General features: G+C 51.9%; 2 protein-coding genes. Both read left to right on the top strand.

What is annotated here, in order from left to right:
* Positions 1-187: 187 nt before the first annotated feature.
* The gene (locus tag DCC24_RS11910) at positions 188-403 is read left to right on the top strand and encodes a hypothetical protein (RefSeq protein WP_110100111.1); all 216 of its coding nucleotides are present in this window, start codon (positions 188-190) and stop codon (positions 401-403) included.
* A gap of 105 nt (positions 404-508) precedes the next feature.
* Positions 509-1,033 carry an IS3 family transposase gene (locus tag DCC24_RS11905; RefSeq protein WP_110100110.1) on the top strand — a complete coding sequence of 175 codons (525 nt, stop codon included), beginning with the start codon at positions 509-511 and terminating at the stop codon, positions 1,031-1,033.
* Positions 1,034-1,139 lie beyond the last annotated feature (106 nt).

Here is a 1,139-nt window from a genome sequence, read left to right as displayed (position 1 = left end):
AGGCACGTCGAGGTCTTTCAGATGGCTTGTGTAGGAACTTCCATCATCGGAAGGCCTCGACCTCTATCCAGCTATCGACGCGCCACTTCCCCGAGACCCCCGTCTACACCCTCGATTGTGAAGAGCCTGTTTGGTAGACACCTGATATCCAGCCCAGTCGGGCTGGCAAGATTGGTAATCTACCACCATGTCCAGGTATTCCGAACAGTTCAAACGCGATGCCGTGGTCTGCTATGAGAACAATGAGGACCTCTCACTGAACTCAGCATCAGCAGAGCTCGGCATCAATCGAGCCTCGCGACATTCTTGGGTCAAAAAGTACGGCACCGGCAAACGTGCCCGCATAAAAGCCGTGCACGATAAAGTCCAAGCGGCGAATGATTCCGAACAGATCCGACAGTGAGACAAAAGAAAACGCGAAGCTGCGTGAAGAACGCGATATTCTGCGCAAGGCTGCGAAATATTTTGCTTCAAGCAGACTCACGGGAGTTCTGCTTCCAGTGTGTCTATGACCACCGAACCGGGTACTCGGCTTACACGGATGTGCCATGTGTTAAAGCTGAATCGTTCCTCGTTCTACACACGGGTCCACACCCGTCAAGAACGCAGGGTAAAGATGTATTCAGACGGTCTTATTGGTGCGAGAATTACAACCATCTTCGATGATGAGCATGGTCTTTACGGAGCTAAACGCATCGCCGCAAGCCTCAAGGAAGACCTGGTGTATACCCCGGTCAATCACAAGAAAGTTGCACGAATCATGAAAGCCATGGGACTTCAAGGCTTTAGTAGACGGCGTCGATGCATCACCACCAAGCGCAAGCCCGGTCACCGTGTCATGCCAGATCTAATAGGCCGTACATTCACCGCTGACGAGCCGAACCGTGTGTATGTAGGCGACATCACCTACCTGCCGTGCAAGGGAGGAAAAACATGTATTTGGCCACAGTCATTGACACCTATTCACGCAAACGTGCAGGTTATAGCACTCGCAGACCACATGCGAGGCTTATGGAGTGCCCTAGGTTTTTAGGTCCAGGTGACTTGAGTGTTGTCCATTGATGCCCGGCCTGTGGGTGGGGAGAATGGATGAATGGTGAAGAAGTTCAGTAAGCATACTCCCGAGCAGATTGTTCGTA

Origin of the sequence: Auritidibacter sp. NML100628 (assembly GCF_003185985.1) — a bacterium.
GTDB classification, from domain to species: Bacteria; Actinomycetota; Actinomycetes; order Actinomycetales; family Micrococcaceae; genus Auritidibacter; species Auritidibacter ignavus.
The sequence above is the reverse complement of the archived record's forward strand: the minus strand, read 5'-3'. Positions and strand labels throughout refer to the sequence as shown.

Bases quoted from the DNA above. Each gene is read 5' to 3' on its own strand.
- DCC24_RS11910 (WP_110100111.1), top strand. From the start codon at position 188: ATGTCCAGGTATTCCGAACAGTTCAAACGCGATGCCGTGGTCTGCTAT.
- DCC24_RS11905 (WP_110100110.1), top strand. From the start codon at position 509: ATGACCACCGAACCGGGTACTCGGCTTACACGGATGTGCCATGTGTTA.